Genomic DNA, 26,122 nt, shown 5'->3' with positions numbered 1-26,122 from the left:
GAAGGGCCCATTCAGTGACGTTGTCCGAGTTGCCGCTGCATGCCTCCGCCAAGGTTGAAGACGTACAGGACCTGCATCCCAATGACGCCATTGCGCGCCGCCTGCGTGAGCTGGGCTTCGTGAACGGCGAGGAGGTGCGCCTGGTGGCGCGGGGCCCGGTCGGCGGCGAGCCGCTGCTGTTCCAGGTGGGTTTCACCCGTTTTGCCCTGCGCCGCAGCGAAGCGGCCCGGGTGCGCGTGCGTACTGAAGGAGTATCGGCATGAGTGGGGCAGTGGCACGGCTGGCGCTGGTCGGCAACCCGAACAGCGGCAAGACCGCCTTGTTCAATCAGCTGACCGGCAGCCGCCAGAAGGTGGCCAATTACACCGGCGTCACCGTCGAACGCAAGGAAGGCCGCATGCGCGGCCCGTCCGGCCGCGAGTACGCGGTGCTGGACCTGCCCGGCGCCTACAGCCTGCATCCGGCCAGCCTGGACGAGGCGATCACCCGTGACCTGTGCCGTGGTTTCTACCCCGGCGAGGCCGCGCCGGACGCGCTGATCTGCGTGATCGACGCGACCAACCTGCGCCTGCACCTGCGCTTCGCGCTGGAGGTGCGTGAGCTGGGCAAGCCGATGATCGTGGCCCTGAACATGGTGGATGCGGCGCGCCGTCGCGGCATCGAGATCGACGTGCCGGCGCTGGAAAAGGCACTGGGCGTGCCGGTGGTGGAAACCGTCGCGGTGCAGCGCAACGGGGCCAAGGCCCTGGTCGAGCGCATCGACGGGCTGGTGCCACAGCTGGCTTCGCAGCCCCTGCAGCAACCAGTGGAAGCCGGCGAGCACCACGCCCAGGTGCGCGCCATCCTGGAAGCGGCGGTGCGCATGCCCAGCCGCACCGGCAAGATCGACGACACGCTCGACCGCTGGCTGCTGCACCCGGTGTACGGGCTGCTGACGCTGGCGGTGGTGATGTTCCTGATCTTCCAGGCGGTGTACGCCTGGGCGACCCCGCTGATGGACGGCATCGAGGCCGGCTTCGGCTGGCTGGGCGAGTTCGCCGCGGCCAATCTGCCGGAAGGGCCGCTGAGCAGCCTGCTGGTGGACGGCATCATCGCTGGCGTGGGCGGGGTGATCGTGTTCCTGCCGCAGATCCTGATCCTGTTCTTCTTCATCCTGGCGCTGGAGGAGTCCGGCTACCTGCCGCGCGCTGCCTTCCTGCTGGACCGGATGATGGCGTCGGCCGGCCTGTCCGGGCGCTCGTTCATCCCGCTGCTGTCCAGCTTCGCCTGCGCGGTGCCGGGCATCATGTCGACCCGCTCGATCCAGGACCCGCGTGACCGCCTGGCCACCATCCTGGTCGCGCCGTTGATGACCTGTTCGGCGCGCCTGCCGGTGTATGCGCTGCTGATCGGCGCGTTCATCCCGGCCAAGACGGTGTGGGGCGTGTTCAACCAGCAGGGGCTGGTGCTGTTTGCCCTGTACGTGGCGGGCATCCTCAGTGCGCTGATGATGTCCTGGACGATGAAGAAGTTCCGCCGCGACAAGAGCGAGCACCCGCTGATGCTGGAGCTGCCGTCCTACCGTCTGCCCAACCCGCGTGACCTGGCGGTGGGCCTGTACGAGCGCGCGATGATCTTCCTCAAGCGCGTGGGCGGCATCATCCTGGCGCTGACCATCCTGCTGTGGTTCCTGCTGTCCTTCCCCGGCGCGCCGGAGAACGCGACCATGCCGGCCATCGACTACAGCTTCGCCGGCCAGATCGGCCATGCGATGGCGGTGATCTTCGCGCCGCTGGGCTTCAACTGGCAGATCTGCATTGCGCTGATCCCGGGCATGGGCGCGCGCGAAGTGGCGGTGTCCTCGCTGGCCACCATCTACGCGCTGTCCGCGGCCGATGACGATGCCGCCATCCAGGCACTGACCCCGGTGATCAGCGACGGCTGGACGCTGGCGACCGGCCTGTCGCTGATGGTGTGGTTCATCTACGCGCCGATGTGCATCTCGACGCTGGCCACCATCCGCCGCGAGACCAATTCCTGGAAGCAGATGGCGTTTGCCACGGTGTACCTGTTCGCGGCGGCGTACCTGGCCGCGCTGGTGACCTACCAGGTAGCCAAGGCGCTGGGGGCAGGCTGATGGACAAGGGCATGCTGCTGCAGTACCTGGTCATCGCGCTGGCCGTGCTGGTCAGCGCCTGGGTCGTGCTGAAGAAGCAGTTCCCTGGCGTGGTTCGGCGCCTGCGCGGTGCACTTGCGCTGTGGCTGGTGAAGCCGGCGCATTCGCAACGGTTGCAGGAGTGGGGGCGGCGGCTTGCGCCCCCGCCCGCCAATGGCGGCGGTGCCTGCGGTGGTTGCAGCAGCTGCGACACCAAGGCGCCCAAGCAGCATTGAACCGAACGCCGGGCCTGCCCGGCGTTCGTGTTTCCAGGTCAATCGCGGACCAATCCGCCATCGACGACCAGGTTCTGCCCGGTCACCGCGCGTGCCCACGGTGAGGCGAAGAACAGCGCGGCGTCGGCGAACTGTTCCGGCGTGGTCACCTCGCGCAGCGGGGTGTTCGCGGCGATGTAGTCGAACACCGCCTCCGGGGTGGCCGCGCTGGCGTCGGTGGTGCGCAGCAGGCCGCCGGACACCATGTTGACGGTGATGCCGTCCGGCCCGAGGTCGCCTGCCAGGGTGCGGGTCAGCGAGAGCAGGGCGGCCTTGGCGGCGGTGTAGTCGTGATAGGGCACGACCGGGTTCTGGAACAGGTTGGTGCCGACGTTGATGATGCGTCCGAAGCCCCGTGCCCGCATGCCGGGCAGGGTGGCCTGCACGGTGTTCAGCGCGCCCTGCACGCTGCCTTCGAACTGGCGGTGGAAATCCTGCCAGCGGATCGTGTCCGCCTTGGCACGGGCATCACCATTGAACGCGAAATCGACCAGCGCGTTGTTGACCACGACATCGATGGGCTGGCCGAAATGGGCGGCGGCGGTGGCGACCATGGCATCCACCTGGGCGCGATCGCGGACATCGGCGCGCAGGGCCAGCGCGCGTGGGCCCAGCTCCCCGGCCAGTGCCTCGGCGGCGGTCTGGCTGTGGCAATAGTTGAGGACGACGCTTGCCCCTTCGGCCGCGAACGCGCGCGCCAGCGCGGCCCCCAGGCCGCGGCCGGCGCCGGTGATCAGGACCCGTTGCTCGGAGATGTTCATGGGTGTTGCAGACCGTTGGTTCGAAGTGCGCGCAGGGTAGCAGGCGCTATACAATCAGCGGTCTTGCAGGATGCAGACCAAGGGGGCTTGGATGAAGTTTCTGGTATCGCTGGCCGTGGTGATCGCGGCGGTGGTGGGGATTTACCAGTGGGGCGGTAATTCGCTCAGTGAAAGGCAGGTGCGGGCGTTCTACGAGCGCGCCGACGAGGCCATGGCAATCGCAGACGACAAGGCGCTGTGCGAACTGCTGGCCGAGGACTACCAGCAGTCAGTGGTCATGAAGACCGAGAACGCGCAGTCCGAGCGTTCGCTCGGCAAGAAGGAATACTGCGCCGAGCTGGCCCGGACGATGGACATGATGCGCCAGTTGCAGGCGCAGCTGGGGCGCATCCCGCTGCGCCACCAGCAGACCATCAAGAGCATCACGCTCTCCGAGGACGGCAGCACGGCCAAGGTCGAGTTGTCCTCGGTGCTGGAGATCCCCGGCATGCGGATGGTCAGCCGTGGGCGCGACACGATCGAACGCAACCGCTGGAAGGTGCTGGTGACGCGCAGCGTGGCGGTGGTGCACGCCGGTGCGAATCATTGATGCAGGCGTGCGGCTTGTCGCAGGTCGGTCGCAGGCGTTAGTTTCCCCGCCATGAACAACACTCCGATCCGTCTGTTGATACACGGCGCCTCCGGGCGCATGGGCCAGGCCCTGCTGCGCCTGGCTGCCGAGGATGCATCCCTGCAGGTTGTCGCCGCCGTGGTGCGCAAGCCGCCGACCCAGCGCGTGGTCGAGGGCATCCCGTACTTCGCGGCCAGTGAGCTGGCCGGCGTGCCGGCGTTCGACGTGGCCATCGACTTCAGCCTGCCGGAAGGCTTTGACCCGGTGCTGGCGTTGTGCGCCGAACGTGGCGTCGGCCTGGTGTCCGGCACCACCGGCATCAGCGACGCGCAGCAGGCAGCGTTGAACAGCGCGGCAGGGCGCATCGCGCTGGTATGGGCAACCAACTTCAGCCTGGGCGTGGCAGTGCTGGCCGAGCTGGTCGAGCGGGCCGCGCAGGCGCTGCCCGGCTGGGACTGCGACATCGTCGAGTCGCACCACGTGCACAAGAAGGACGCTCCGTCCGGCACCGCGCTGACGCTGGGCGAGTCGGCCGTGCAGGGCGGGGCCGAGCCGCGCTACGCCAGCCTGCGCGCCGGGGACATCATCGGCGAGCATTTCGTCCAGTTCACCGGGCTCGGCGAGCGGGTGGAGCTGGTGCACCGGGCCACCAACCGCGACATCTTCGCCCGTGGCGCGCTGCATGCTGCCCGGCAGCTGGCCGGCCGAGCGGCCGGCCGTTACCGGGTCCGCGACCTGCTGGGCTGAGCCGGCGGGGCGGGGGTCAAGCTGAATACGCCTCAGTACGTGCGTTCGTTGGCTTTCTGTTACGGCTGAAACCCTTGGGAATGGCATCACGGGGCGCTGGCGCTGGCGCCCCCTTGGCCTTACAATTCCCGCTCGCCGAAACACGTCAGCCGGACCGGTTACAGACCGCCGTCCGCGCTTTTTTGCAACCGGTTTTTGCCGGCGACGCAGGCGTGGCTTCGGAGTCCCCCGGTAGCCAAAGTGAGATTCCCGTGACCCAAGCCGCAATCCTCGTGCTCGAAGACGGCACCGTATTCGAGGGCGAATCCGTAGGCGCGCCCGGCCTGTCCGTGGGTGAGGTGGTGTTCAACACCGCCATGACCGGTTATCAGGAGATGCTGACCGATCCGTCCTACGCCCGGCAGATGATCACCCTGACGTATCCGCATATCGGCAACACCGGTATGAACGACCAGGACGACGAGGCCAGCAAGGTGTGGGCCGCCGGCCTGATCGTCCGCGACGTGCCGCGCCGCCCGAGCAGCTGGCGCAACCAGGTGTCGCTGCAGGACTGGCTGATCCAGCGCGGCGTGGTGGCCATCGCCGGCATCGATACCCGCAAGTTGACCCGCATCCTGCGCGAGCGCGGCGCCCAGAATGGTGCGCTGATGGCCGGCGACATCGATGTGGAGAAGGCGCTGGAAGCCGCCCGCAAGTTCCCCGGCCTGAAGGGCATGGACCTGGCCAAGGTGGTCAGCACCGACAAGCCCTATGGCTGGGCCGACGGCCAGCTGGACCTGGACCGCAATGAGTTCGTGCGCGCCGCGCCGAAGTTCAAGGTGGTGGCGTACGACTTCGGCGTGAAGACCAACATCCTGCGCATGCTGGCCGAGCGCGGCTGCGAGCTCACCGTGGTGCCGGCGCAGACCCCGGCCGCCGAGGTGCTGGCGATGAATCCCGATGGCGTGTTCCTGTCCAACGGCCCGGGCGACCCGGAACCGTGCGACTACGCCATCGCCGCGATCAAGGCGTTCGTCGCCGCGAAGGTGCCGACCTTCGGCATCTGCCTGGGCCACCAGTTGCTGGGCCTGGCCTCCGGTGCCAAGACCATGAAGATGGGCCACGGCCACCACGGTGCCAACCACCCGGTGCAGGACATCGACAGCGGCCGGGTGATGATCACCTCGCAGAACCACGGCTTCGCCATCGATGAGAGCGTGCTGCCGGCCAACGTGCGGGTCACCCACCGCTCGCTGTTCGACCAGACCATCCAGGGCATCGCCCTGACCGATGCGCCGGCGTTCTCCTTCCAGGGCCACCCGGAAGCCTCGCCGGGCCCGCACGACGTGGCGCCGTTGTTCGACCGCTTCATTACCCTGATGGAAGAGGCAAAGGCCTGATGCGCGCCATCGCGCTGATCGCCGGCCTGCTGCTGGCCACCTCCGCGGTGGCGGCACCTGCTGAGCGCAAGGACGTGGGCGAGATCATGCAGGCGCTGGGCATGAGCAACCTCGCAGGCAGTGCCATCGGTCCGTTGCTGGCACAGCTGCCGGGCATGCAGGACCAGGATGCGGCCGGCATGGCCTGCGCCTCCACCCAGGTGTCCCGGCTGATGGGCGAACAGTTCCAGCAGGGCATCGCCGACGCCTTCGGCGACGACGGTGCGCAGCTGGTGGCCGAGTGGAAGCAGTTCCTGGCCACGCCGGCCGGCACCGACATGGCGCGGACGTTCCGCGCCACCGCCGCAGCGGCCGCCGCCGGCAAGGAACCGGCCGACCCGGGCGTGGACGAGGCCACCAAGCGCAAGATTGCCGATTTCATGGGCAAGCCGGCCTTCCAGCGTTTCATGCAGGCCTTCAACGACAACGAGCCGCCCGCTGACTTCAGCCAGCGGATCGTCGATGTCCTGCAGCGCGAGTGCAAGATCGCGCTGGACCCGGAACAGATTTCCTGATCGACAGCGTGCGATCACTTCCCCCAGACACGCTGTACTGACTTAGAGAAGACAATGCCAAAGCGTTCCGACCTCAAGACCATCCTCATCATCGGCGCCGGCCCGATCGTCATCGGCCAGGCTTGCGAGTTCGACTACTCCGGCGCACAGGCCTGCAAGGCGCTGCGTGACGAGGGTTACCGCGTGGTGCTGGTCAACTCGAACCCGGCCACGATCATGACCGACCCGGAGATGGCCGATGCCGTCTACATCGAGCCGATCAACTGGCAGACCGTCGAGAAGATCATCGAGAAGGAGCGCCCGGACGCGCTGCTGCCGACCATGGGCGGCCAGACCGCGCTGAACTGCGCGCTGGACCTGGCCGACCACGGTGTGCTGGAGAAGTACAACGTCGAGCTGATCGGCGCCAAGCGCGACGCCATCCGCATGGCCGAGGACCGCGAGCTGTTCCGCGTGGCCATGCAGGAGATCGGCCTGGAGTGCCCGAAGGCCGCCGTCGCCCACACGCTGGAAGAGGCGCTGGAGATCCAGACCCGCGTAGGCTACCCGACCATCATCCGTCCGTCCTTCACCCTGGGTGGCAGCGGTGGCGGCATCGCCTACAACCGCGAAGAGCTGATCGAGATCGTCAACCGCGGCCTGGAGCTGTCGCCGACCACCGAAGTGCTGGTGGAAGAATCGGTGCTGGGCTGGAAGGAGTTCGAGATGGAAGTGGTCCGCGACACCGCGGACAACTGCATCATCGTCTGCTCGATCGAGAACCTGGACCCGATGGGCGTGCACACCGGTGACTCGATCACCGTGGCCCCGGCGCAGACCCTGACCGACAAGGAATACCAGCGCCTGCGCGATGCCTCCATCGCCGTGCTGCGCAAGATCGGCGTGGACACCGGCGGCTCGAACGTGCAGTTCGGCATCAGCCCGACCACCGGCCGCGTGGTCGTGATCGAGATGAACCCGCGCGTGTCGCGTTCCTCGGCGCTGGCTTCCAAGGCCACCGGCTTCCCGATCGCCAAGGTCGCCGCCAAGCTGGCCGTGGGCTACACGCTGGACGAACTGAAGAACGAGATCACCGGTGGCCTGACCCCGGCCTCGTTCGAACCGTCCATCGACTACGTGGTCACCAAGATCCCGCGCTTTGCCTTCGAGAAGTTCCCGGCGGCCGACGCGCGCCTGACCACCCAGATGAAGTCGGTGGGCGAGGTGATGGCGATGGGCCGCACCTTCAAGGAGTCGCTGCAGAAGGCCCTGCGTGGCCTGGAAACCGGCAAGATCGGGCTGGACCCGACCGGCCTGGACCTGGCCAGCGAAGACGACATCGCAACGCTCAAGCGCGAGCTCAAGGCCCCGGGACCGGAGCGCCTGTTCTACGTCGGTGATGCACTGCGCACCGGCATGAGCGTGGAGGACGTCTACGGCTTGTCGCACATCGATCCGTGGTTCCTGGACCAGATCGAGGAAATCATCGCCGACGAGAAGCAGGTGCAGGCCGAGGGCATCGACGCGCTCGACGCCGCGCGCCTGCGCGTGCTCAAGCGTGCCGGCTTCTCCGACGCCCGCCTGGCCCAGCTGACCGGCACCAACGAAGCCGCCATCCGTGCACTGCGCCGCGCCCACAAGGTGCGCCCGGTGTACAAGCGCGTGGACTCCTGCGCTGCCGAGTTCGCCACCAGCACCGCCTACCTGTACTCGACCTACGAGGACGAGTGCGAGGCCGCGCCGACCAACCGCGACAAGATCATGATCCTGGGCGGTGGCCCGAACCGCATCGGCCAGGGCATCGAGTTCGACTACTGCTGCGTGCACGCCGCGCTCGCCCTGCGCGAGGACGGCTATGAAACCATCATGGTCAACTGCAACCCGGAAACCGTCTCCACCGACTACGACACCTCCGACCGCCTGTACTTCGAGCCGCTGACGCTGGAAGACGTGCTGGAGATCGTCGAGCTGGAGCAGCCCAAGGGCGTGATCGTGCAGTACGGCGGCCAGACCCCGCTGAAGCTGGCACGAGCGCTGGAAGCCAACGGCGTGCCGGTGATCGGTACTTCGCCGGACTCCATCGACCTAGCCGAGGACCGCGAGCGCTTCCAGAAGCTGGTCCAGGACCTGGGCCTGAAGCAGCCGCCGAACCGCACCGCGCGCACCGCCGACGAGGCGCTGGCGCTGGCCCGCGAGATCGGCTTCCCGCTGGTGGTGCGCCCGAGCTACGTGCTGGGCGGCCGCGCGATGGAAATCGTGTACGGCGAATCCGACCTGGCGCGCTACATGCGCGACGCGGTCAAGGTCTCCAACGACTCGCCGGTGCTGCTGGACCACTTCCTGGACGCAGCCGTCGAGGCCGACGTGGACATCATCTGCGACAAGGACGGCAACGTCCTGATCGGTGGCGTGATGGAGCACATCGAGGAGGCCGGCGTGCACTCCGGTGACTCGTCCTGCTCGCTGCCGCCGTACTCGCTGTCGGCCCAGACTCAGGCCGAGCTGCGTCGCCAGGTCACCGAGCTGGCCAAGGCGCTGAAGGTGGTCGGCCTGATGAACACCCAGTTCGCGATCCAGACCGACGCCGACGGCAACGACGTGGTGTTCCTGCTGGAAGTGAACCCGCGTGCCTCGCGCACCGTGCCGTTCGTGTCCAAGGCCACCGGCATGGCGCTGGCCAAGATCGCCGCCCGCTGCATGGCCGGCAAGACGCTGGCCGAGCAGGGCGCGACCGAGGAAGTGGTGCCGGACTACTACTCGGTGAAGGAAGCCATCTTCCCGTTCGCCAAGTTCCAGGGCGTGGATCCGATCCTCGGGCCGGAGATGCGTTCCACCGGCGAAGTGATGGGCGTGGGCCGCAGCTTCAGCGCCGCCTTCGCGCGTGCGCAGGAAGCCGGTGGCATCAAGACCCCGCCGCTGGGCAAGGCCTTCATCTCGGTGCGCGATGCCGACAAGCAGCGCGTGATGCCGGCGGTGCAGGGCCTGGTCGAGCGTGGCTACTCGCTGGTCGCCACCCGTGGCACCGCGGCGTGGCTGCAGCAGCAGGGCTACACCTGCGAGGTGGTCAACAAGGTGGTGGAAGGTCGTCCGCACATCGTGGACAGCATCAAGAACGGCGAGATCGTCTACATCGTCAACACGACCGAAGGCCGTGCCGCGATCAACGACTCGTTCTCGATCCGTCGCGAGGCGCTGCAGAACCGCATCACCTATTCGACGACGGTTGCAGGTGCCAAGGCATTGGTGCAATCGTTGGAATTCCGCGGCACCGGCCCGGTCTGGTCGCTGCAGGAACTGCACAAGGAGTTGAATGCATGAGAGCCCCGATTACCCTGAAAGGCGCACAGCGCCTGCGCGAGGAACTGGATCACCTGAAGTCGGACAAGCGCCCGAAGGTCATTGCGGCCATCGCCGAGGCGCGCGAGCACGGTGACCTGAAGGAGAACGCCGAGTACCACGCCGCGCGCGAGGAGCAGGGCTTCATCGAAGGCCGCATCAAGCAGCTGGAGGGCGAGCTGTCGCATGCCGAGATCATCGACATCACCAAGCTCAACGCCGGCAGCAAGGTGGTGTTCGGTGCCACGGTGACGCTGGCCGACGTGGAGTCAGACGAGGAAAAGCGGTACCAGATCGTGGGTGACCTGGAAGCGGATATCAAGCTGGGCCTGATCGCCATTTCCTCGCCGGTGGCGCGTGCGCTGATCGGCAAGAACGAAGGCGACAGCATCGCCATCGATGCGCCGGCCGGCCAGCGCGAGTACGAGATCGTCAGCGTCGAGTACCTCGACTGACGATGGCCAAGGCCACGCTGCTGCTGCCTGCGCGCAGCCGTTTCCCGGCCGGCGCATTGCCGGCACCGGTGGCCGCCGCGCTCGGGCGGGCCGAACATGGGCTCGCCGATGCAGGAGAGTCGGCGCAGCTGCGCCGGCATTTCGACATCGCCGCCGACACCTGGTCGGCGGCGGCATTGAGCCGCCACGCCGATGCCGGCGATGCCGCCGGTGCGTTGTGGCTGCGCGCCGACCCGGCCAACGTGGCGCCGGACATGCAGGGCGCACGGCTGATGGCATCGGCCGAGACGCTGCGCCTGGAGCAGCCCGATGCGGACATACTGTTGCCCGCGCTGCAGCCGTTGTTCGCCGGGTTCGGCTTCCAGCTGGACGCCCCCACGCCGTCGCGCTGGTACCTGCGCCTGCCCGAGGACACGCCGCTGCCGGACTTCGTCGACCCGGACGTCGCGCTGGGCGATGACCTGTTCCTGCACCTGCCCGAGGGCGAGGCCGGCCGCCAATGGCGGGCCCTGCTGACCGAAGCGCAGGTGGTGCTGCACCAGCATTCCTGGAATGAGCAGCGCATCGCGCAGGGCAAGCGCGCGGTGAACTCATTGTGGTTCTGGGGTGCCGGCCGGCTGCCGGCGTCGGTACAGACCGCGCATGCGCAGGTGCGCAGCCGCGACGCGCTGTTGCAGGGCCTGGCCAAGATGGCCGGCGTGCGCGTGGGCGGGGAACAGACCGTCGATGCGTTGGTCGACCTGCGCCAGTTGCGTTCGCTGGAGCAGCTCACGCGTGATGCGATCACGCCGTTGCTGGAGGCGATCAACCGCGGTGAGCTGCAGGAGCTGCGCCTGGATTTCGAGGACGGCACGCATTACCGCATCCATCGCGGGCAACGGTGGCGCTTCTGGAAGAAGCCGGTGGCGACGTTGGCCGATGAGTGATGCCGTGAAGATCGTCCGGCGCGACGTGCTCGACGCCGGGCAATGGGATGCACAGACGCTGCCCCTGCTGCAGCGGATCTACGCGGCGCGTGGTGCCCGTTCGGCGGAGCAGGCGCAGCCGAAGCTGGGCCAGCTGCACGCACCGGAGTTGCTGGGCGGGATGCAGGCGGCAGTGGAACTGCTGGCCGCGGCGATCGCCGGCAACAAGCGCATCCTGGTCGTCGGTGATTTCGATTGCGATGGCGCCACCGCGTGTGCGGTGGGCGTGCGTGGCCTGCGCCTGCTGGGTGCGTGCGACGTGGTGCACGCCGTGCCCAACCGCATGGTGCATGGCTACGGCCTGTCACCGTCGTTGGTCGAGGAGCTGGCCGCGTTGCAGCCGGATCTGCTGGTCACGGTGGACCATGGCATTGCCTGCCATGCCGGCGTCAACGCCGCCAAGGCGCTGGGCTGGCAGGTGCTGGTCACCGACCACCATCTGCCGGGCGAGAAGCTGCCGCCGGCCGATGCCATCGTCGATCCGAACGTGGATGGCGATGCGTTCCCGAGCAAATCACTGGCCGGTGTCGGGGTGATCTTCTACGTGCTGATGGCGTTGCGTCGCCATCTGCGCGGGCAAGGGGCCTTTGCCGGGCAGCCCGAGCCGGACCTGCTGACGCTGCTGGACCTGGTCGCCGTCGGCACCGTGGCCGACCTGGTCGCGCTGGACGAGAACAACCGTGCGCTGGTGGGCGCGGGCCTGCGCCGGCTGCGCGCCGGCAAGGGCTGCGTGGGCCTGCGTGCGCTGATCGAGGCCAGTGGTCGCGATGCGCGTCGACTGACCGGCAGTGACATCGGTTTTGCACTGGGGCCGCGCCTCAATGCGGCCGGGCGCCTGGAAGACATGGCGCTGGGCATCGAGCTGCTGTTGACCGAAGACCCGGCGCAGGCCCGTGAGATCGCGGCGTTGCTTGAAGAGATCAACGCCGAACGCCGTGCCGTGCAGCAGCTGATGACCGACGACGCCGAGTTGGCCGTCTCGCGCGCACTGCTGGCCGACGACGGGCAACGCCCGGTTGCCGCCTGCCTGTTCGATGCCGAATGGCATCCGGGCGTGGTTGGGCTGGTGGCCTCGAAGATGAAGGATCGGCTGCACCGGCCGGTGATCGCATTCGCACCGTCCGAACCGGGCAGTGCAGCATTGCGTGGCTCCGCGCGCTCGATTCCCGGTTTCCATATCCGCGATGCACTGGCGGCGATCAACGCCACTCATCCGGGCTTGATGGAGAAGTTCGGCGGCCATGCGATGGCTGCTGGCCTGAGCCTGCCGCGTGAGCGGCTGGATGCCTTCAAGGCCGCGTTCGAACAGCAGGTGCTGGCCACGATTGACCCCACCGCCCTGCAGCAACAGCTGCTCAGCGACGGCGAGCTGTCGGCATCGGAGCTGGACTTCACCCATGCCGAAGCGTTGCGTCTGGCTGGGCCGTGGGGCCAGGGTTTCGCCGAGCCGCTGTTCGATGGCGCGTTCGACGTGCTGGAGTGGCGCGTGCTGAAAGAGCGGCACTTGAAGCTGGTGCTGCGCGCGCCAGGGGGCAACGCGAAGATCAGTGCGATCCATTTCAGCGGCTGGAAGGGCGCTGACCCCGGTAGCCGTGTGCATATCGCCTACCGGTTGGTCGGTGACGACTACCGTGGTGGTCAGGCCATCCAGTTGATCATCGAGCATTGCACCCCGGCAGAAGCGCCGTCCCCGTAGGCGCGCCTTCAGGCGCGAAGCCGGGCAATTGCGGGCATACGGAGCCTTTGCTACTGCAGGCGTCTCAGCTTCGCCGCCAAGGCCGCTCCTGCGACGTTCGGCTTCTACGGGCGGTCGGGTACCGCCGCCGCTGATGCCGCGCTGCCATTGAGCGAGTGCAGGCCGAACAGCGGGCGCAGGATGCGGCTGCGGCGTATCAAGGCATATCCGGCGAAGCACAGGGCGAAGGTGGCTCCAACCAGCAGCATGGCCTCAAGCGCGGGGGCAATCTTCAGTGGCTTCAGTGCATGGGCCAGTACCACGATCACGGTCTGGTGCAGGATGTAGACCGGGAACACCGCCATGGTGAGGTAGCGCAGGGCGCGGCTGTCGGCATGGCGCCAACGGTAGGCGAAGCCGAGCAGGGCGGCGATCGCGCACCATTGATCGGCCGCCCAGGCCAGTCGCAACCACAGTCGCAGCGCTTCGGGAATGGGGTGCGCATCGTCATATCCGGCGAAGTACCACGCATGGACGAAGGCGGCATAGCAGGCGGCGGCCACCAGCAACGACACCCACCGCAGGCGCTGCAGCGCTTCCCAGAAGCGGCTGTCGAACGCGGCCAGGAATCCGATCAGGAACACGCTGAAGTACTGTGCGTGGCTGTACCAGTCATCGATCAGCGCGTGGGTCTGCTCGAAGCGCTCGACCATCAGCAGGCGGGCCGCCGCGAGCACGGCAACCGGCAGCAACAGCGCGCCCCACCCCGACAACATCCGACCGAGCGCCGCACTCAGGCGCTGCAGCGCCGTCGCTGGCAGCAGTCGCCACGCCAGCCATGCCAGCACCGTATAGCTCCACAGATAGGGCAGGAACCACTGGTGGTTCCAGGTAGGCAGCCGCAGGCAGTCCCCGTCGGTCCCGCAGAACCCGTGGTACCCGCTCAGGTACCTGCCGTAGAAGGCCAGGTACGACTCGGCGTAGCCGCCTGGCAGTTGTTCGACCACCTGCAGGTAGGCCTGCGGTGGAACGATCACCAGCATCCCGAACAGCAGGGGCAGCAGCAGTTGGCGCGAGCGGCGGCGGAAGAACCCGCTGGCGGGGCCGCGCAGCATGTAGGCGGTGGCCACACCGGAGATCAGGAACAGCAGCGACATGCGCCAGGGACTGCTCAGCAGCATGAATGGCTCGGGGCCTTCATTGGCGAACGGACTTTTGACGTGCCACCCCCAGCTCACGTAGTACATGCCCACGTGGTAGAGCACCAGCAGTCCAAAGGCGATCACCCTGAGCCAATCCAGATCGTGGCGGCGTTGCATGGTCCAGTCCCGTTGGAAGTGGCGTGCATCAGAGCACTGCCTGCGTCCGTCGGCGCAGGCCAAGTGATTGATGGAAGGGGATTTGGGACGGGTGGTGGCAACGAGGGGACGAGCCGCGGCAGCGTGTCGCGCCAGCTCCCCTAGAATGCGCGGATGGAACAACGACCTGCTCTCGATGCCTTCACCCGCTTCCGTCCATGGCGACGCCGAGTGGAGGTGGTGTTCTGGTTGCTGGTGGTCCTGCTCAACTGCAGCGGCAATGCGATCACGACATGGATGGATGCCAATCGCTCTGGCCGGCCGCCGATGGCGGCGTGGGAACCGTGGGTCTGGGAGTTCTCCAGCGGCCTGGTCTGGCTGTTCGTGCTGGTGCCGGCCATCGTCTGGCTGACCTCGCGCTTCCCGCTGCACCGAGACAACTGGCGGCAACGATTGCCGGGGTACCTGTTGGCCAGCGTGCCGGCGTCGCTGCTGCACGTGCTGGCGATGTTCGGCCTGCGCATGCTGGTCTACCGGCTGATGGGCGAGCAGTACCGGGTCCACAGCTGGGGCCAGGAACTGCTCTATGAATACCTGAAGGACATTCGCACGCTGGTGGTGATCGTCGGTTTCATCGAAGGCTATCGCTTCCTGCTGCGCCGGCTGCAGGGCGAGGCACAACTGCTGGCCGAGCCGGACGAAGGTCCACCGGTGGAGCCCATCGAGCGGCCGGAACGGCTGCTGGTGCGCAAGCTTGGAAGGGACTTCCTGATCGCCACCGAGGACATCGAGTGGGCGCAGGCCGCCGGCAACTACGTCAACCTGCGGGTGAAGGGGCATGACTATCCGCTGCGCATCACCATGGCCGGCCTGGAAGAGCGCCTGGCCGGCGGACGCTTCATCCGGGTGCACCGCAGCTGGATGGTGCAGATCAAGCACCTGGTGTCGATAAGATCACTCGACGGCGGCGAAGCGGAACTGCAGATGGATGACGGGCAGGTAGTGCCCTGCAGCCGTCGTTACCTGTCGTCGGTGCGGCAAACAGTGGGCGAGGGCGCAAAAGCGCCGGCCGCAGGGTTGCCGGGCCGGTGAAACCGTGACGGTGCGCCAGTCCTGACGCCGGAACGGGGCCACTCGATGGATGCGTGCACGGGCTTGTTGGCCGGGCCAGGCATCCCTGGGATCAGGCCCCATCACGTGAGCAGGCGCACTCCGGGTGCGCCAGAGGCTCGTCACATCACCGGCCTCCCGGGGCCAGATCAACACGGTTGGCCGTGCCCATGACGCCCCACGCAGCACACGTTCTCAAAGACCTTCGGTCCAGGCTCCGTCCTGCGGCAGTCGCACGGGTCGGCGGCTTCAGGCCCCCGGTAGATCCGACCACCTCCTGGTTCTGCCGGGCGGTCGGCCTGCCCGGCGAGACGGTTCCGCAATGGCAGGGCGAGCCGATGTTCCCCCTCCTGCAGGTACGGGTATCCGAGCTCCCGGTGGTCCCCGAGGCGCTTGCGGGCATCGCACTGCTGGTGCTGTTCCTGAATCGGCACGAGTGCCCGTTTGACCGTCCGCACGGAGAGGGCTGGCTCATCCGCGAGTACACCCGCCTGGAGGGGCTGGTCCCCCTCCAGGCCGATACCGGGCCGTTCCGTCCTTTTCCCGTTGCCTGGAATCGCGTCGACGATGACGCACCGGGCTGGGAAGATGCGTGGGAGTTGGTCGACCTGGGGCCGGTGAATGACGACGAAGCGGCGAGCAACGCCTTCTTCAACGCCTTCTCGCGGTACGGGGGCACCAAGTTCGGTGGCTATCCCACGGAAATCCAGCATGGCGTAGGTCTGCAGGATTACGTGTTCCAGGTCGCTTCGGAAGAGAAGGTCGGCTGGATGTGGGCCGACAACGGCCGTGGCTACTTCTTCCGCACCCCGCCCGGCGACTGGCGCTGGGCGTGCCAGTTCTACTAGACGCGGCGATTCATTCCCCCAAGGCGGGTTCACCTCGGACGTTGCGAACGTCTGCAGGGGGCATTGTGCGGGGCAACACCATCTGTAATGCGCGCAAGGCGTGGCGGTGCGTTGTGATGAATGGGGATGAATCGACGAAGTCACGAGGGCCAGTCGATGCACAGCGGCATCAATATTCATGCGCCCGGTTCACTTTCGGTGGATGCGCGAGTCACCTTCAGACGGACGATACGCGTTCAACGGCTGCGATCTATCGTGATGAATGAGGGTTTCAAGCAGGAACGCTGCCGATTCACGCACTTTCACGGCGCATCGATGTACGCCAACGTCAGCTGAAAGCAGGTTGCGGGCTGCGCAAAAAACACCGCTATATTCCAGACTCCCCAGACGAAGGAGGGAGTGGAATGTTTCTGACCAAACAACAGCTGGTGATGGCACGCAGGCTTGGTGTGGCGATTCTCGTAGCCGGGAGTCTTGCGTCCTGTGCAACCTACAAAGAGGAGTTTGCAGGGATCAACTCGCGCCTGGACCAACTCGATGCGAAGGTGCAGGGCGCTGCGCAGAGTGCCGAATCGGCCAATCAGTCCGCGCAGCAGGCAAACCAGCGGCTGGATCAAATCGAAGGCCGCGTCCAGCAGCTCGAAAGGGCCCCGCGCCGTACGCCGCGTGGCTGATCCCCTTTTCCGCACGCGATTGATGACGAACATCTGAATCCAGGATCCGGTGGCCGTTGCTGGCCACTGGTTTCCTTTCCATCGCGCAATCCCCATTCCAAGGAATCGTCCCATCCGTACGCACGCATACCCCGCAATCCGAGCCATTTCCGTGGCAATGGCGCTGGCGTTCGTGAGCATCGGCGTGGCCAGCGCCAAGGATGACGTGGCACCGCCGGTTGCCGCGGTCGACCAGCTGCCGCCGGGCCAGGCAGTGTCCGACACGGTGATTGAACTCGCAGGCTGGGTTGTCGCCAGCAAGGACAACCAGGGCTACCCGTTCGCGATCATGGACAAGGCCGCTGCACAGGTCCTCGTGTTCGGCGGCGATGGCCGTCTTCGTGGCGCAGCACCCGCCCTGTTCGGTTCGGCGACCGGCGATCACACCGCGCCCGGCGTCGCCGGCCTCGCGCTTCGTGAAATCCCGGGCCGGGACCGCACCACGCCCGCGGGTCGCTTTGTGGGTGGCTTCGGCCCCTCGATCGACGCCGGGCGCGTCCTGTGGGTGGACTACGACTCCGCGGTTTCCATCCATCCCACGGCCACCGGTGTGCCGGCCGAACGACGCGCCGAGCGTCTGGCTTCGCCTTCCCCGGACGACAACCGGGTCACCCACGGCTGCATCAACCTCTCGCCCGAATTCTACGAACAGGTCGTCCGCACGACGTTCGAGCGGGGCGGGGTGTTCTACATCCTGCCGGACAAGGCATCGCTGGCCGAAACCTTCCCGGAGTTCGCGCAAAGCCGTGCAACGGCGCCGCACGACGACGGCAAGCGCGAGCGGTCCGCGGGCCGATAAGCGCGTCAACGCGTTGTGTCGTTGGCGTGCCCGATAGCGGCGCGCTGAATTAGCGTTGACGGTTGCCCTGACTCCGGTCTTGCGGCCCACGCTGCAGGCTCATTCAGGATGCTTCAGCGGAGCAGCATGTCCCGTTGAGATGCCTGTATCCCCAACGCCGAAGCCGCGCTGGGATTCGCGTATCGGTGGCAGTATCCTGCCTGCATGCGCCTGCTCGTCCTGGAAGATCAATCCGATTTGCGCGAGTCCGTGGCGGGCAGGCTGCGCGCGCAGGGCCATGCGGTGGACGAAGCAGGCGACCTGGCAGAGGCGGAATCTTTCGTGCAGTCCTATGCCTACGATGTTCTGCTTCTTGATCGCAGCGTGCCAGACGGTGACGCCTTGGGCGCGCTGCTGCGCTGGCGCCAGAGCGGTATTGTTGCGCCAGTGCTGTTCCTCACTGCACGTGACTCGATCAAGGACCGGGTGGAGGGCTTCGCCGGCGGTGCCGACGATTACCTGGTCAAGCCGTTTGCGATGGACGAACTGGTCGCGCGCGTCAGTGCAATCGGCCGTCGTGGCGGCATGATCCGCCCCAGTACGGTCCACATCGGCGATCTTGAAATTGATCTGGCCCGGCGCGTGACGCGGCGGGGCGGCATCGCTTTGCCGTTACGGCCCAAGGAATTCGCGTTGCTGCAGGTGCTGGCCGAGCGGGCAGGGCAGGTGGTGTCGCGGCAGGACCTTCTCGCGGCCTGCTGGGGCGAAGACCAGCAACCGGCATCCAATGCCGAGGAGGTGCTGATCGCGGCCCTGCGCCGCAAGCTCGGCAATCCTCCGTTGCTGCGCACCGTGCGTGGAACGGGCTACGTGCTGGAAACTCCCGATGTCGCGCGCGCGTGAGCGGCTGTTGCGTCGGTTGCATCTGCGTCTGACGGCGATCTGGAGCCTGGCCTGGTTGTTCTGTGTGATCGCCTTGTGCGTGGTCGCGATCCTGACGCATGCCCGGCTGACCCAGCTCGATATCACCTCCACGCTGCGGCTCCGCGCGACCGCCGTGTATGGGCTGACCTGGTTCGATGCCAATGGCAGGTTCCATGACGAGGTGCTGCGCAAGGAGGCGGATGTGCTTGATGGTGGCGCAGACGTCTGGGTGGTGAGCCAGGGTGCACCTGCGATGGTGCTGCTGCGTCCGGATCGCCCTCGGTTCGAACTGGCCGACGTCACGGCCATTGCCGATATGGCGACGCGCGACGGTACCGATACGGTTCACGAAGGTCGGGATCAACGTGGTCGCCCATTTCTGTTGTATGCCAAGGAAACCTACGATGAGCGTGATCGCCCTGCGGCCATCATCCTGGTGTTGGGTGATCCTGCCGCGCGTGATGCCGCGCAGTCCGCCTTTGTGCGCTCGACACTGTTGATCGCGATCGGTTTTGCGGCGTTCGGGATACTGGTTGGCTACTTCCTTTCGCGGCGTTCGATGCGTCCGGCGATCGCGTCCTTCGAGCAGCAGGAACGCTTCCTTTCGGCCGCGGCACACGAACTACGTACGCCGGTTGCGCGATTGCAGGCATTGTGCGGGACCGCCAGGGATGGGCGGGAAACGCCCACGCAGGTACTCGAGAAAGTCGAACGGGTGGCTGGCCAGACGACCCGGCTGGTGGACAAGCTGCTGGTGCTGGCCCGCCTGGATGCCGTTGACACGCCGGTGTCGAAGGAGCCGATGCGTCTGGACCTGCTGGTTGAATCTGTACTTCCGGAGGATGCGCAGGTGGACCTTCACGCGACCGAGTCCGTAGTGAACGCCGACGTCAATCTGGTTCAGATCGCAGTCCGCAACCTTATCGACAACGCGCTGGTGCATACGGCGAATACCGGGACGAACGAGGGTGTTCGCGTGACCGTGGCGGGCAGCTCCGTCGTTGTCGAGGACCGCGGCCCGGGTTTTCCCGAGGCACTGCTCGAACGCGTCGGCGAGCCCTTCATGTCTGGTCCCAACAGTCCCGGCAGTGGCCTCGGGCTGTCCATCGTGCGACACATCGCGCAACTGCATGGCGGTGAACTACGCCTTGAGAACCGGGATGGCGGCGGGGCCCGCGTCGAACTGCGCCTGTGGTAGCCGGGATCGGGACCGTCAGCTGGATATCAGGTTGGCTCTCTAAGGTAGGCCCCGTCCAACGGCACTCCGCCGTTCGCAGCCCACCACCGAGTGCTCCGCATGTCCACTTCCGCCACGACCCGTACCCCATGGTTCTCGCTGATGACCAGCCTCCTCCTCGCCGCTGCCTGCATACTCCCAGGCACCGTCCGTGCCCAGTCCGGTTACATGCCTGACGAAACATCCCCCCACGAAGGGACCTGGTTGCAGTGGCCGCATGATTACACCTATGGCCGTGCCTATCGCGACCGGATCGAACCCACCTGGGTGGCGATGACGCGGGCATTGGTGACCAGCGAGAACGTGCACATCGTCGTCTACGACAATGCCGAGAAGGCCCGCGTGCGCAATGCGCTCCAGGCCGCGGGCGTGTCGTTGGCCAGGGTCGACTTCCTGGTTCGCCCCACCGACGACGTATGGGTGCGCGACAACGGCCCCATTTTCGTCTACGACCGCGACGACAAGCTCACCGTCACTGACTGGGGCTTCAACGGCTGGGGCTACGACGCGCCGTACCGGAAGGACGACCGCGTGCCCGGCGCAGTGGCGCGCACGTATGGACTTCCCACCGTGGACCTGAACGATGTGGTGTTGGAGGGCGGTGCGATTGAGGTGGACGGGCGCGGGGTGTTGCTGGCCACGCGTAGTTCCACGCGCGAGCCCAACCGTAACGCAGCGCTGAGCCAGTCCGAGTTCGAGCAGGTGCTGCGCGACCAGCTGGGCGTGGCCAAGTTCATCTGGCTGGAAGGCGCTCCAGGTGGCAAGGAGGACATCACCGACATGCACATCGATGGTTTCGCCCGCTTCGGGACGCGCGACACCATCGTCACCATGAGTCCCGCCAATCTGCGCGAATGGGGGCTGTCGGACGCTGACGTTGCCACCTTGTACCGCGCCACCGATATCGACGAGGCACCTTACCGCTTCGTGCAACTGCCGCTGACCCACCGTGACGTGGTCACCGGCTATGGCTACAAGCTCGGCTACAAGGGGTCCTACGTGAACTACTACGTCGGCAACACCGTGGTATTGGTTCCGGAGTACAAGGACCTCAATGACGCAGTCGCCAGAAGCATCCTCCAGCGCCTGTATCCGGACCGTACTGTCGTGGGCATCGACGTGCGCAACCTGTACCGCAATGGTGGCATGGTGCATTGCGTTACCCAGCAGCAGCCCGTGGCGCTGTGATGGTGTGCTTCGAGCAGTCGCTGCCTTTCATCTGGCGATCGCCGGCACATAATTGCCGACACTAACCAACGGCCATGAAAGCCAGGGCGATTCAACTGCCTGTTGGGCTCGAGCCTGCTTGGCCTTCATGGGCATCGCGAGGTTGAGGTGCTTCGCGTTCTTTGGGCGATCTGATGAAGGGTTTTGCAGTATGGCAGCCGGGATCAGGCCTTTTGATGATGCGGGAAAAGCCATCCGGTGTTATGCAGCGATACCAGATGTCCAGCTTCAGTGACTCCGTGGGAGGAGGCGTGGGGGGATGCGCCGAGGCAACCGCGAGGGCGCAGAGTGAACCGATGACAGTAGAAAACACGGGGAAGGCCTCGGCGGTAGCCATGCGAGCGGATGCCAGCATCGTAGTCTCGTCTTGAGGTGCGTGTGAACCTGGAAAAGTCCTGACTTTTTGCCAGCGGAAGATGGCGGCGCCTTCTGGGAAGCAATGGCCATCGATGGCTTCGAGAAGCCGCGCAGCTGATGCAGCGGGTATCGGGTGATCGGTTGCCAAGGCACGCACAGCGGGTGAATCGCGGGGGCTGGGCGATTGCGTCTAGAATCCGGTAAACGCCGCTTCACTGGATGTGCAATGAGAATCTCCGTCGCTGCAACGATCTTCTTCTGTTGTTTCTCCCTGTCGGCCACTGCACAGGACGCGGTCAACGGTCCGCTCCGGGGGGATATCGCGAAGGCAGTGGGATTCGACCTCTCCAGGCGAACGGAGAATGCGCTGCCGGTGTTGTCCGCATGGGTGGAGGTGGTTGATGCAAGGGCGCTGGACTACGACTGCTCCGCGAGATTGGATGACCTGGTGGAGTGCGTGGTTACCGGCAGCTTTCAGGGAGTTCTCAGCCTGAACGGAAGCGCGACCTCCGCGGAGCCCAGAACGTTCGTAGTGAAGAAGGCGCTGCGCTTCAGGAAAGTTGAGGCGGCTTGGGCTTTCATCGATGCCGAGGATATCCAGAGTCCCCCGGGCAAGGGATGAGGCGCGGTCCATGCGTCATACGTCCATCAGGACGACACCGCTGACTTCCGCGCGTTGGGTATTGAGCGGGCTGGCATCGTGGTGCATGCCAAAGGGCTGCGGATCGCGATGGGTTCCGTGCGGCAATTCGGCAGGACGCTGAATCATCTCCACGGAAAACAGGACCTCCGCGTCATGCTTCTTTACTACGGCATCAGTCTCGTCCTCAGCATGCTGGCGTTGGCGGCCTGGTTGATCGTTGCGGTGACGCATGTGCCTGTCCATCAAAGCGATGGTTCCGGGCCCGACGGCGGCGTCATTCTGCTCTACCTGTCACTTTGGCCCGTTGCTCTACTGCTGGTGCACTCCGCATTGCTGGCATGCCTGGTACGGGAGAGGAGCCCGGCAACGCTCATGAAAGGCCGCTGGGGTCTTTCCCTACATGGCGTTCTGGGTGCCGGCTTCTTCCTCTACGCGCTGCACCTGTTCCATCCCGGCTGATTACTGCATCGATGTTATCCAGTGGGACGAAGGCGGACGGGCCTGAATGCTGGCGCGGATCACCCTCCGTCGTGCCTTGGTTTGGCCGGCGAAATCCGTCCCGGCAAGCACCGGGAATCGTTCACATGGGCTGATCTATAGTCCGCGCCGTGACGCCGCGTGGCGCGGCCTGGACAGGAGGTTTCCTCATGAAAGCTGGACGTTTGCTGGGCATGGCATTGACCGCTGCGGGGGTGTTGGCTGTTGCCCCTGCCTGGGCGGACCCGCCCCATCATGCGCGGGGCAACGGCCCGCCCCCCCATGCGGGCGGGCCGCACAACCGTGATGCACCGCCGCCGGGCTGGCAGAAGAAGGCATGGCGTCGTGGCGATCGCCTGGCCTGGGCGGAAGTCGACCGGCGCTACTGGGTGGAGGATTACGACCATTACCACCTGCGTGATCCGGGCCGCGGAGAACGTTGGGTGCGTCAGTCCGATACCGAGTACCTGCTGGTGGAGATCGCGACGGGGCTGATCATCGACGCGCTGCATCGCTGAGCCGTGACTTCGTGGAAGGGGCTTCCGGGCGTTGGAATCGCCCGGAAGCCCTTTCTTTATTGCCTGTCCCCGCATCGCCCATGATTCCGGGGCGCAGGGCAACTGGCCGGTCCGCGTCCGCAGTGCCGCCAGGCTGGGATTTCATCCCCGCTCACGGTTACCTTCTGCGGGTAACCCCGAAGCTGGTGTCTGTACGTTCAATCTCCCGGTCCCTGGATGGAGCATCGAGATGGTCCCGAAATCTTGGCAATGGTGTTTGGGTTGGGTGGCGTGGCTGGGCGTGCTGGCTGGGCCTGCAGATGCACAGCAGGCGTGGCGTGCCCCGCCGCTGATCAGCGTGGCCAAGGCCGAGCAGCCGATCCAGCTGCTGCGCGCGAGCATCGAGGGGGAAGTGCAGGCCGGGGTGGCGCAGACCCGCATCGAGCTTGAGTTCCGCAACCCCAACCGGCGGCTGATGGAAGGGGAGTTGCAGTTCCCGCTGGCCGATGGTCAGCAGGTCACCGGCTTTGCGCTGGACATCGACGGGGAGCTGCGGGCGGCGGTGCCGGTGCCGAAGGAACGCGGCCGGCAGGTGTTCGAGCAGGTGATCCGCCAGAAGGTGGACCCCGCCCTGCTGGAACAGACGGCCGGCAACCAGTTCCGGCTGCGGGTCTATCCGCTGCCCGCCGGCGGCACCCGGCGCGTGCAGTTGACGCTCCGGGATGCGATGCCGGTACGTGGTGAGGCCTGGCAATGGCGCCTGCCATTGCAGTTCGCGGCGGGGGCAGGGCAGGTACGCCTGCACCTGCAGGCATCGTCCGTGCCGCAGGGCGGCACCGATGGGTTCCGTTTCAACGGCCGTGAACTGGCCTGGCAGGGCAGCGGCCGGCAACTGCCCGCCGAACTGCAGTGGCAGCTGCCGATGCAGGCGACGGCACGCATGCAGGTGGCCGCGTACGACGGCCAGCAGTACCTGCTGGCGCAGGTGCCGGTGGCGCGCCCGGGTGCGCGCCGCCTGCCCGGCCAAGTCGGGCTGCTGTGGGATGCCTCCGGCTCCGCGGTGCATCGCGACCGGGCGCGGGAGTTCGCGCTGCTTGATCGCTATTTCGCCGCCATGGGTGAGGGCGAGGTGCAGTTGACCGTGCTGCGTGATACCGCCGCTCCCGCGCGCCGCTTCGTGGTTCGCGGTGGTGATTGGAGCGCGCTGCGCAAGACGCTGGAACAGGAGCCGCAGGACGGTGCCAGCGGGCTGGCGGGGTGGCGCGCCGATCCGGGCGTGGGGGAGTACCTGTTGTTCAGTGACGGGTTGTTGAATTGGGGCGGCGATGCCCAGCCCAGCCTGTCCGCGAACCAGCGCCTGTTTGCGATCAGCAGCGCGGGCGCGCGTACCGACAGTGCTCGCCTGCGCGGCTGGGCCGAAGGCAATCGTGGTCGCCTGCTGTTGCTGGAGGGCGGTGATGTCGCCGCGGTTGCCGCTGAGCTGTTGTCCATGCCGGTGGACGTGGCGCTGGCCGATCCGGTGGGCCTGCGCGAAGTGGTGCTGGACCGTCGCAGTATCGGCCAGGGGTGGTTGTGGATCCTGGCGCGCAGCGATGACGACACCCCGGCATTGAAGCTGCGGGTGGGTGAAGGTGATTGGCAGAGCGTGCCACTGGCAACGGACAAGGCCGATGGAGCGTTGTTGGCCGGGTTGTGGGCGCAGGCGCGGTTGCAGCAGCTGGGGACGGACCCTCGCCGCAACCGTGAGGCGATGCAGCGCTTGTCGCAGGCTTTCTCGTTGGTGAGTGAGGGGACCTCGCTGATCGTGCTGGATTCCCTGGAAGACTACCTGCGCTTTGCGATCCGGCCCCCCGCACCGATGCGGGCGGAGTACGAACAACGTTTCGCCCGGCAGGTGGCCGACCGCGATGCCGCGCGCAGGTCGCACCTGGATGCGGTCGCCGCGCAGTGGAAGGAGCGCGAGCAATGGTGGAACCGGCGTTGGCCGAAGGATGCACCGCCGAAGGTGGCTGGGCCGGATGCGCGCCAGCGGGCGGCGTATGCCGAAGCCCCCGCGCCAGTAGCGGCCATGGCGCCGGCGAGGCCATCAATGCTGCCGCCTCCGCCTCCGCCTTCACCGCCGACGGACCTGGCCGCCGAAGTCGCCGATGGCGCCAGTCTGGACAGGGTCGTGGTGAGTGCTGCCTCGGCCAACGCGGCGCCGGCGGCCGCGGCCGCTGCCAACGACGGCGCGCTGGAGATCCGGCTGGCCGCCTGGGTGCCGGATTCGGAAGCGGCCAAACGCTTGCGCAACGGGCCGTCCAGCACGCTGTACGCGCGCTACCTGGCCGAACGCGCCGCCAATGCCGACAGCAGTGCGTTCTTCCTCGACGTGACCGACCTGCTGCTCGCCGCCGGGCAGAAGCCGCTGGCACTGCGGGTGCTGTCCAACCTGGCGGAGATGGACCTGGACAACCGCCACCTGCTGCGCGTGCTGGGCTACCGCCTGATGCAGGCCGGCGAACCGGCATTGGCGGTGCCGGTGTTTGAACAGGTGCGGGTGATGGCCGAGGACGAGCCGCAGAGCTTCCGTGACCTCGGCCTGGCGCTGGAGGCCAGTGGGCAGGCACAGGCGGCATTGCAGCCGCTGTACGAGGTGGTGCAGCGCGAATGGGACTCGCGTTTCGACGGCGTGGCGTTGATCGCGCTGGATGAGCTGACCAACCTGATCGCCCGCAGTCGCACCCCGCTGGACGTGCAGATGATCGACCCACGCCTGCGCAAGGCGATGCCGCTGGACCTGCGCGTGGTGCTGGCCTGGGACAGCGACAACAGCGACATGGACCTGTGGGTGACCGACCCCAATGGCGAGCGCGCCTACTACAGCAATCGCCTGACCCGCCAGGGCGGGCAGATGTCGCAGGACTTCACCGGGGGCTACGGGCCCGAGCAGTTCTCGTTGCGCGATGCCAAGCCCGGCATCTACAAGGTGGAAGCCAACTACTTCGGCAGCCGCGAACAGCTGGTGACCGGTTGGGCGACGTTGATGCTGCGCCTGAGCACGCATTGGGGCACGCCGGGGCAACAGGACAAGGCGGTGACGATGCGGTTGAGCGAAACCGAATCCACGGTGCTGGTGGGCGAGTTCGAAGTGCGCTGAGCAC

At 66.5% G+C, this 26,122-nt stretch carries 24 protein-coding genes; 22 read left to right on the top strand and 2 right to left on the bottom strand.

Annotated elements, in window-relative coordinates:
• Positions 1-14: 14 nt before the first annotated feature.
• The 3 genes from AC06FE_RS11635 to AC06FE_RS11625 are packed head-to-tail and all read left to right on the top strand — an operon-like array spanning position 15 to position 2,370.
• A complete protein-coding gene (locus AC06FE_RS11635) occupies positions 15-263 on the top strand; it encodes a FeoA family protein (protein WP_132863111.1) in 249 nt (82 codons plus the stop codon).
• Positions 260-2,116 (top strand): ferrous iron transport protein B, encoded by a 1,857-nt coding sequence (gene feoB, locus AC06FE_RS11630; protein WP_478073114.1) that lies wholly within the window; start codon positions 260-262, stop codon positions 2,114-2,116. Before AC06FE_RS11635 ends, feoB begins: the two co-directional genes overlap by 4 nt.
• Positions 2,116-2,370 carry a DUF6587 family protein gene (locus tag AC06FE_RS11625; RefSeq protein WP_478073113.1) on the top strand — a complete coding sequence of 85 codons (255 nt, stop codon included), beginning with the start codon at positions 2,116-2,118 and terminating at the stop codon, positions 2,368-2,370. Before feoB ends, AC06FE_RS11625 begins: the two co-directional genes overlap by 1 nt.
• 38 nt (positions 2,371-2,408) lie before the next feature.
• Here the strand turns inward: AC06FE_RS11625 and AC06FE_RS11620 are convergent, their stop codons facing one another.
• Positions 2,409-3,170, bottom strand: a complete 762-nt coding sequence (locus AC06FE_RS11620) for a 3-oxoacyl-ACP reductase (RefSeq protein WP_478073112.1) — start codon at positions 3,168-3,170, stop codon at positions 2,409-2,411.
• A 91-nt stretch (positions 3,171-3,261) separates the two neighbouring features.
• On the opposite strand from AC06FE_RS11620, the gene AC06FE_RS11615 reads away from it, so the two are divergent.
• The 8 genes from AC06FE_RS11615 (at position 3,262) to recJ (ending at position 12,891) form a co-directional block, all read left to right on the top strand.
• Entirely contained in the window at positions 3,262-3,759 is a 498-nt protein-coding gene (locus AC06FE_RS11615) for a hypothetical protein (protein ID WP_132863114.1), read from the top strand.
• Between the two features lie 51 nt (positions 3,760-3,810).
• Entirely contained in the window at positions 3,811-4,527 is a 717-nt protein-coding gene (gene dapB, locus AC06FE_RS11610; RefSeq protein ID WP_313254361.1) for a 4-hydroxy-tetrahydrodipicolinate reductase, read from the top strand.
• A 251-nt stretch (positions 4,528-4,778) separates the two neighbouring features.
• Complete coding sequence (gene carA / locus AC06FE_RS11605) at positions 4,779-5,906, top strand: glutamine-hydrolyzing carbamoyl-phosphate synthase small subunit (protein ID WP_446541445.1); 1,128 nt, start codon at positions 4,779-4,781, stop codon at positions 5,904-5,906.
• Entirely contained in the window at positions 5,906-6,460 is a 555-nt protein-coding gene (locus AC06FE_RS11600) for a hypothetical protein (protein ID WP_478073111.1), read from the top strand. The genes carA and AC06FE_RS11600 overlap by 1 nt, the downstream gene beginning before the upstream one ends.
• 54 nt (positions 6,461-6,514) lie before the next feature.
• On the top strand, positions 6,515-9,757 hold the full coding sequence (carB, locus tag AC06FE_RS11595) for a carbamoyl-phosphate synthase large subunit (protein ID WP_192285933.1): 3,243 nt from the start codon (positions 6,515-6,517) through the stop codon (positions 9,755-9,757).
• A gap of 8 nt (positions 9,758-9,765) precedes the next feature.
• A complete protein-coding gene (greA, locus tag AC06FE_RS11590; RefSeq protein ID WP_192287234.1) occupies positions 9,766-10,230 on the top strand; it encodes a transcription elongation factor GreA in 465 nt (154 codons plus the stop codon).
• A 2-nt stretch (positions 10,231-10,232) separates the two neighbouring features.
• Positions 10,233-11,156, top strand: a complete 924-nt coding sequence (locus AC06FE_RS11585) for a phosphoglycerate mutase (protein ID WP_132863120.1) — start codon at positions 10,233-10,235, stop codon at positions 11,154-11,156.
• On the top strand, positions 11,149-12,891 hold the full coding sequence (gene recJ / locus AC06FE_RS11580) for a single-stranded-DNA-specific exonuclease RecJ (protein WP_478073110.1): 1,743 nt from the start codon (positions 11,149-11,151) through the stop codon (positions 12,889-12,891). The genes AC06FE_RS11585 and recJ overlap by 8 nt, the downstream gene beginning before the upstream one ends.
• 104 nt (positions 12,892-12,995) lie before the next feature.
• On the opposite strand, the gene AC06FE_RS11575 is transcribed toward recJ, so the two are convergent.
• The gene (locus AC06FE_RS11575; protein ID WP_478073109.1) at positions 12,996-14,189 is read right to left on the bottom strand and encodes an acyltransferase family protein; all 1,194 of its coding nucleotides are present in this window, start codon (positions 14,187-14,189) and stop codon (positions 12,996-12,998) included.
• Positions 14,190-14,342: 153 nt separating this feature from the next.
• Between AC06FE_RS11575 and AC06FE_RS11570 the strand changes: the two genes are divergently transcribed.
• The 11 genes from AC06FE_RS11570 to AC06FE_RS11520 all read left to right on the top strand — a co-directional run bounded on the left by AC06FE_RS11570 (position 14,343) and on the right by AC06FE_RS11520 (position 26,118).
• Positions 14,343-15,260, top strand: a complete 918-nt coding sequence (locus tag AC06FE_RS11570; protein ID WP_478073108.1) for a LytTR family DNA-binding domain-containing protein — start codon at positions 14,343-14,345, stop codon at positions 15,258-15,260.
• Between the two features lie 356 nt (positions 15,261-15,616).
• Positions 15,617-16,126, top strand: a complete 510-nt coding sequence (locus AC06FE_RS11565) for a DUF1963 domain-containing protein (RefSeq protein WP_478073107.1) — start codon at positions 15,617-15,619, stop codon at positions 16,124-16,126.
• A gap of 404 nt (positions 16,127-16,530) precedes the next feature.
• A complete protein-coding gene (locus AC06FE_RS11560) occupies positions 16,531-16,800 on the top strand; it encodes a hypothetical protein (protein ID WP_132863125.1) in 270 nt (89 codons plus the stop codon).
• 157 nt (positions 16,801-16,957) lie between these two features.
• A complete protein-coding gene (locus tag AC06FE_RS11555) occupies positions 16,958-17,638 on the top strand; it encodes a hypothetical protein (RefSeq protein WP_478073254.1) in 681 nt (226 codons plus the stop codon).
• Between the two features lie 204 nt (positions 17,639-17,842).
• A complete protein-coding gene (locus AC06FE_RS11550) occupies positions 17,843-18,520 on the top strand; it encodes a winged helix-turn-helix domain-containing protein (RefSeq protein WP_478073106.1) in 678 nt (225 codons plus the stop codon).
• Positions 18,504-19,739: a sensor histidine kinase gene (locus AC06FE_RS11545; RefSeq protein WP_478073105.1), complete on the top strand. Its 1,236-nt coding sequence runs from the start codon at positions 18,504-18,506 to the stop codon at positions 19,737-19,739. Before AC06FE_RS11550 ends, AC06FE_RS11545 begins: the two co-directional genes overlap by 17 nt.
• Before the next feature lie 207 nt (positions 19,740-19,946).
• Positions 19,947-20,966: an agmatine deiminase family protein gene (locus tag AC06FE_RS11540; protein WP_478073104.1), complete on the top strand. Its 1,020-nt coding sequence runs from the start codon at positions 19,947-19,949 to the stop codon at positions 20,964-20,966.
• Between the two features lie 622 nt (positions 20,967-21,588).
• The gene (locus AC06FE_RS11535) at positions 21,589-21,984 is read left to right on the top strand and encodes a hypothetical protein (RefSeq protein WP_192285912.1); all 396 of its coding nucleotides are present in this window, start codon (positions 21,589-21,591) and stop codon (positions 21,982-21,984) included.
• A gap of 174 nt (positions 21,985-22,158) precedes the next feature.
• Entirely contained in the window at positions 22,159-22,464 is a 306-nt protein-coding gene (locus AC06FE_RS11530; RefSeq protein ID WP_478073103.1) for a hypothetical protein, read from the top strand.
• Between the two features lie 188 nt (positions 22,465-22,652).
• Positions 22,653-23,000, top strand: a complete 348-nt coding sequence (locus AC06FE_RS11525) for an RcnB family protein (protein WP_132863127.1) — start codon at positions 22,653-22,655, stop codon at positions 22,998-23,000.
• A gap of 229 nt (positions 23,001-23,229) precedes the next feature.
• Positions 23,230-26,118, top strand: a complete 2,889-nt coding sequence (locus AC06FE_RS11520) for a VIT domain-containing protein (protein WP_478073102.1) — start codon at positions 23,230-23,232, stop codon at positions 26,116-26,118.
• Positions 26,119-26,122: the final 4 nt, after the last annotated feature.

The sequence above is a fragment of the Stenotrophomonas sp. Steno-C18 genome (assembly GCF_056393195.1).
Note: the sequence above shows the minus strand (reverse complement) of the source record. Positions and strands in the feature narration are given on the sequence as shown.

What these genes read in the sequence shown, in the direction of transcription:
- feoB (WP_478073114.1), top strand. Translation starts at nt 260, where the DNA reads ATGAGTGGGGCAGTGGCACGGCTGGCGCTGGTCGGCAACCCGAACAGC.
- AC06FE_RS11625 (WP_478073113.1), top strand. Translation starts at nt 2,116, where the DNA reads ATGGACAAGGGCATGCTGCTGCAGTACCTGGTCATCGCGCTGGCCGTG.
- AC06FE_RS11620 (WP_478073112.1), bottom strand. Translation starts at nt 3,170, where the DNA reads ATGAACATCTCCGAGCAACGGGTCCTGATCACCGGCGCCGGCCGCGGC.
- AC06FE_RS11615 (WP_132863114.1), top strand. Translation starts at nt 3,262, where the DNA reads ATGAAGTTTCTGGTATCGCTGGCCGTGGTGATCGCGGCGGTGGTGGGG.
- dapB (WP_313254361.1), top strand. Translation starts at nt 3,811, where the DNA reads ATGAACAACACTCCGATCCGTCTGTTGATACACGGCGCCTCCGGGCGC.
- AC06FE_RS11600 (WP_478073111.1), top strand. Translation starts at nt 5,906, where the DNA reads ATGCGCGCCATCGCGCTGATCGCCGGCCTGCTGCTGGCCACCTCCGCG.
- carB (WP_192285933.1), top strand. Translation starts at nt 6,515, where the DNA reads ATGCCAAAGCGTTCCGACCTCAAGACCATCCTCATCATCGGCGCCGGC.
- AC06FE_RS11585 (WP_132863120.1), top strand. Translation starts at nt 10,233, where the DNA reads ATGGCCAAGGCCACGCTGCTGCTGCCTGCGCGCAGCCGTTTCCCGGCC.
- recJ (WP_478073110.1), top strand. Translation starts at nt 11,149, where the DNA reads ATGAGTGATGCCGTGAAGATCGTCCGGCGCGACGTGCTCGACGCCGGG.
- AC06FE_RS11575 (WP_478073109.1), bottom strand. Translation starts at nt 14,189, where the DNA reads ATGCAACGCCGCCACGATCTGGATTGGCTCAGGGTGATCGCCTTTGGA.
- AC06FE_RS11570 (WP_478073108.1), top strand. Translation starts at nt 14,343, where the DNA reads ATGGAACAACGACCTGCTCTCGATGCCTTCACCCGCTTCCGTCCATGG.
- AC06FE_RS11565 (WP_478073107.1), top strand. Translation starts at nt 15,617, where the DNA reads ATGTTCCCCCTCCTGCAGGTACGGGTATCCGAGCTCCCGGTGGTCCCC.
- AC06FE_RS11560 (WP_132863125.1), top strand. Translation starts at nt 16,531, where the DNA reads ATGTTTCTGACCAAACAACAGCTGGTGATGGCACGCAGGCTTGGTGTG.
- AC06FE_RS11555 (WP_478073254.1), top strand. Translation starts at nt 16,958, where the DNA reads ATGGCGCTGGCGTTCGTGAGCATCGGCGTGGCCAGCGCCAAGGATGAC.
- AC06FE_RS11550 (WP_478073106.1), top strand. Translation starts at nt 17,843, where the DNA reads ATGCGCCTGCTCGTCCTGGAAGATCAATCCGATTTGCGCGAGTCCGTG.
- AC06FE_RS11545 (WP_478073105.1), top strand. Translation starts at nt 18,504, where the DNA reads ATGTCGCGCGCGCGTGAGCGGCTGTTGCGTCGGTTGCATCTGCGTCTG.
- AC06FE_RS11540 (WP_478073104.1), top strand. Translation starts at nt 19,947, where the DNA reads ATGCCTGACGAAACATCCCCCCACGAAGGGACCTGGTTGCAGTGGCCG.
- AC06FE_RS11535 (WP_192285912.1), top strand. Translation starts at nt 21,589, where the DNA reads ATGAGAATCTCCGTCGCTGCAACGATCTTCTTCTGTTGTTTCTCCCTG.
- AC06FE_RS11530 (WP_478073103.1), top strand. Translation starts at nt 22,159, where the DNA reads ATGCTTCTTTACTACGGCATCAGTCTCGTCCTCAGCATGCTGGCGTTG.
- AC06FE_RS11525 (WP_132863127.1), top strand. Translation starts at nt 22,653, where the DNA reads ATGAAAGCTGGACGTTTGCTGGGCATGGCATTGACCGCTGCGGGGGTG.
- AC06FE_RS11520 (WP_478073102.1), top strand. Translation starts at nt 23,230, where the DNA reads ATGGTCCCGAAATCTTGGCAATGGTGTTTGGGTTGGGTGGCGTGGCTG.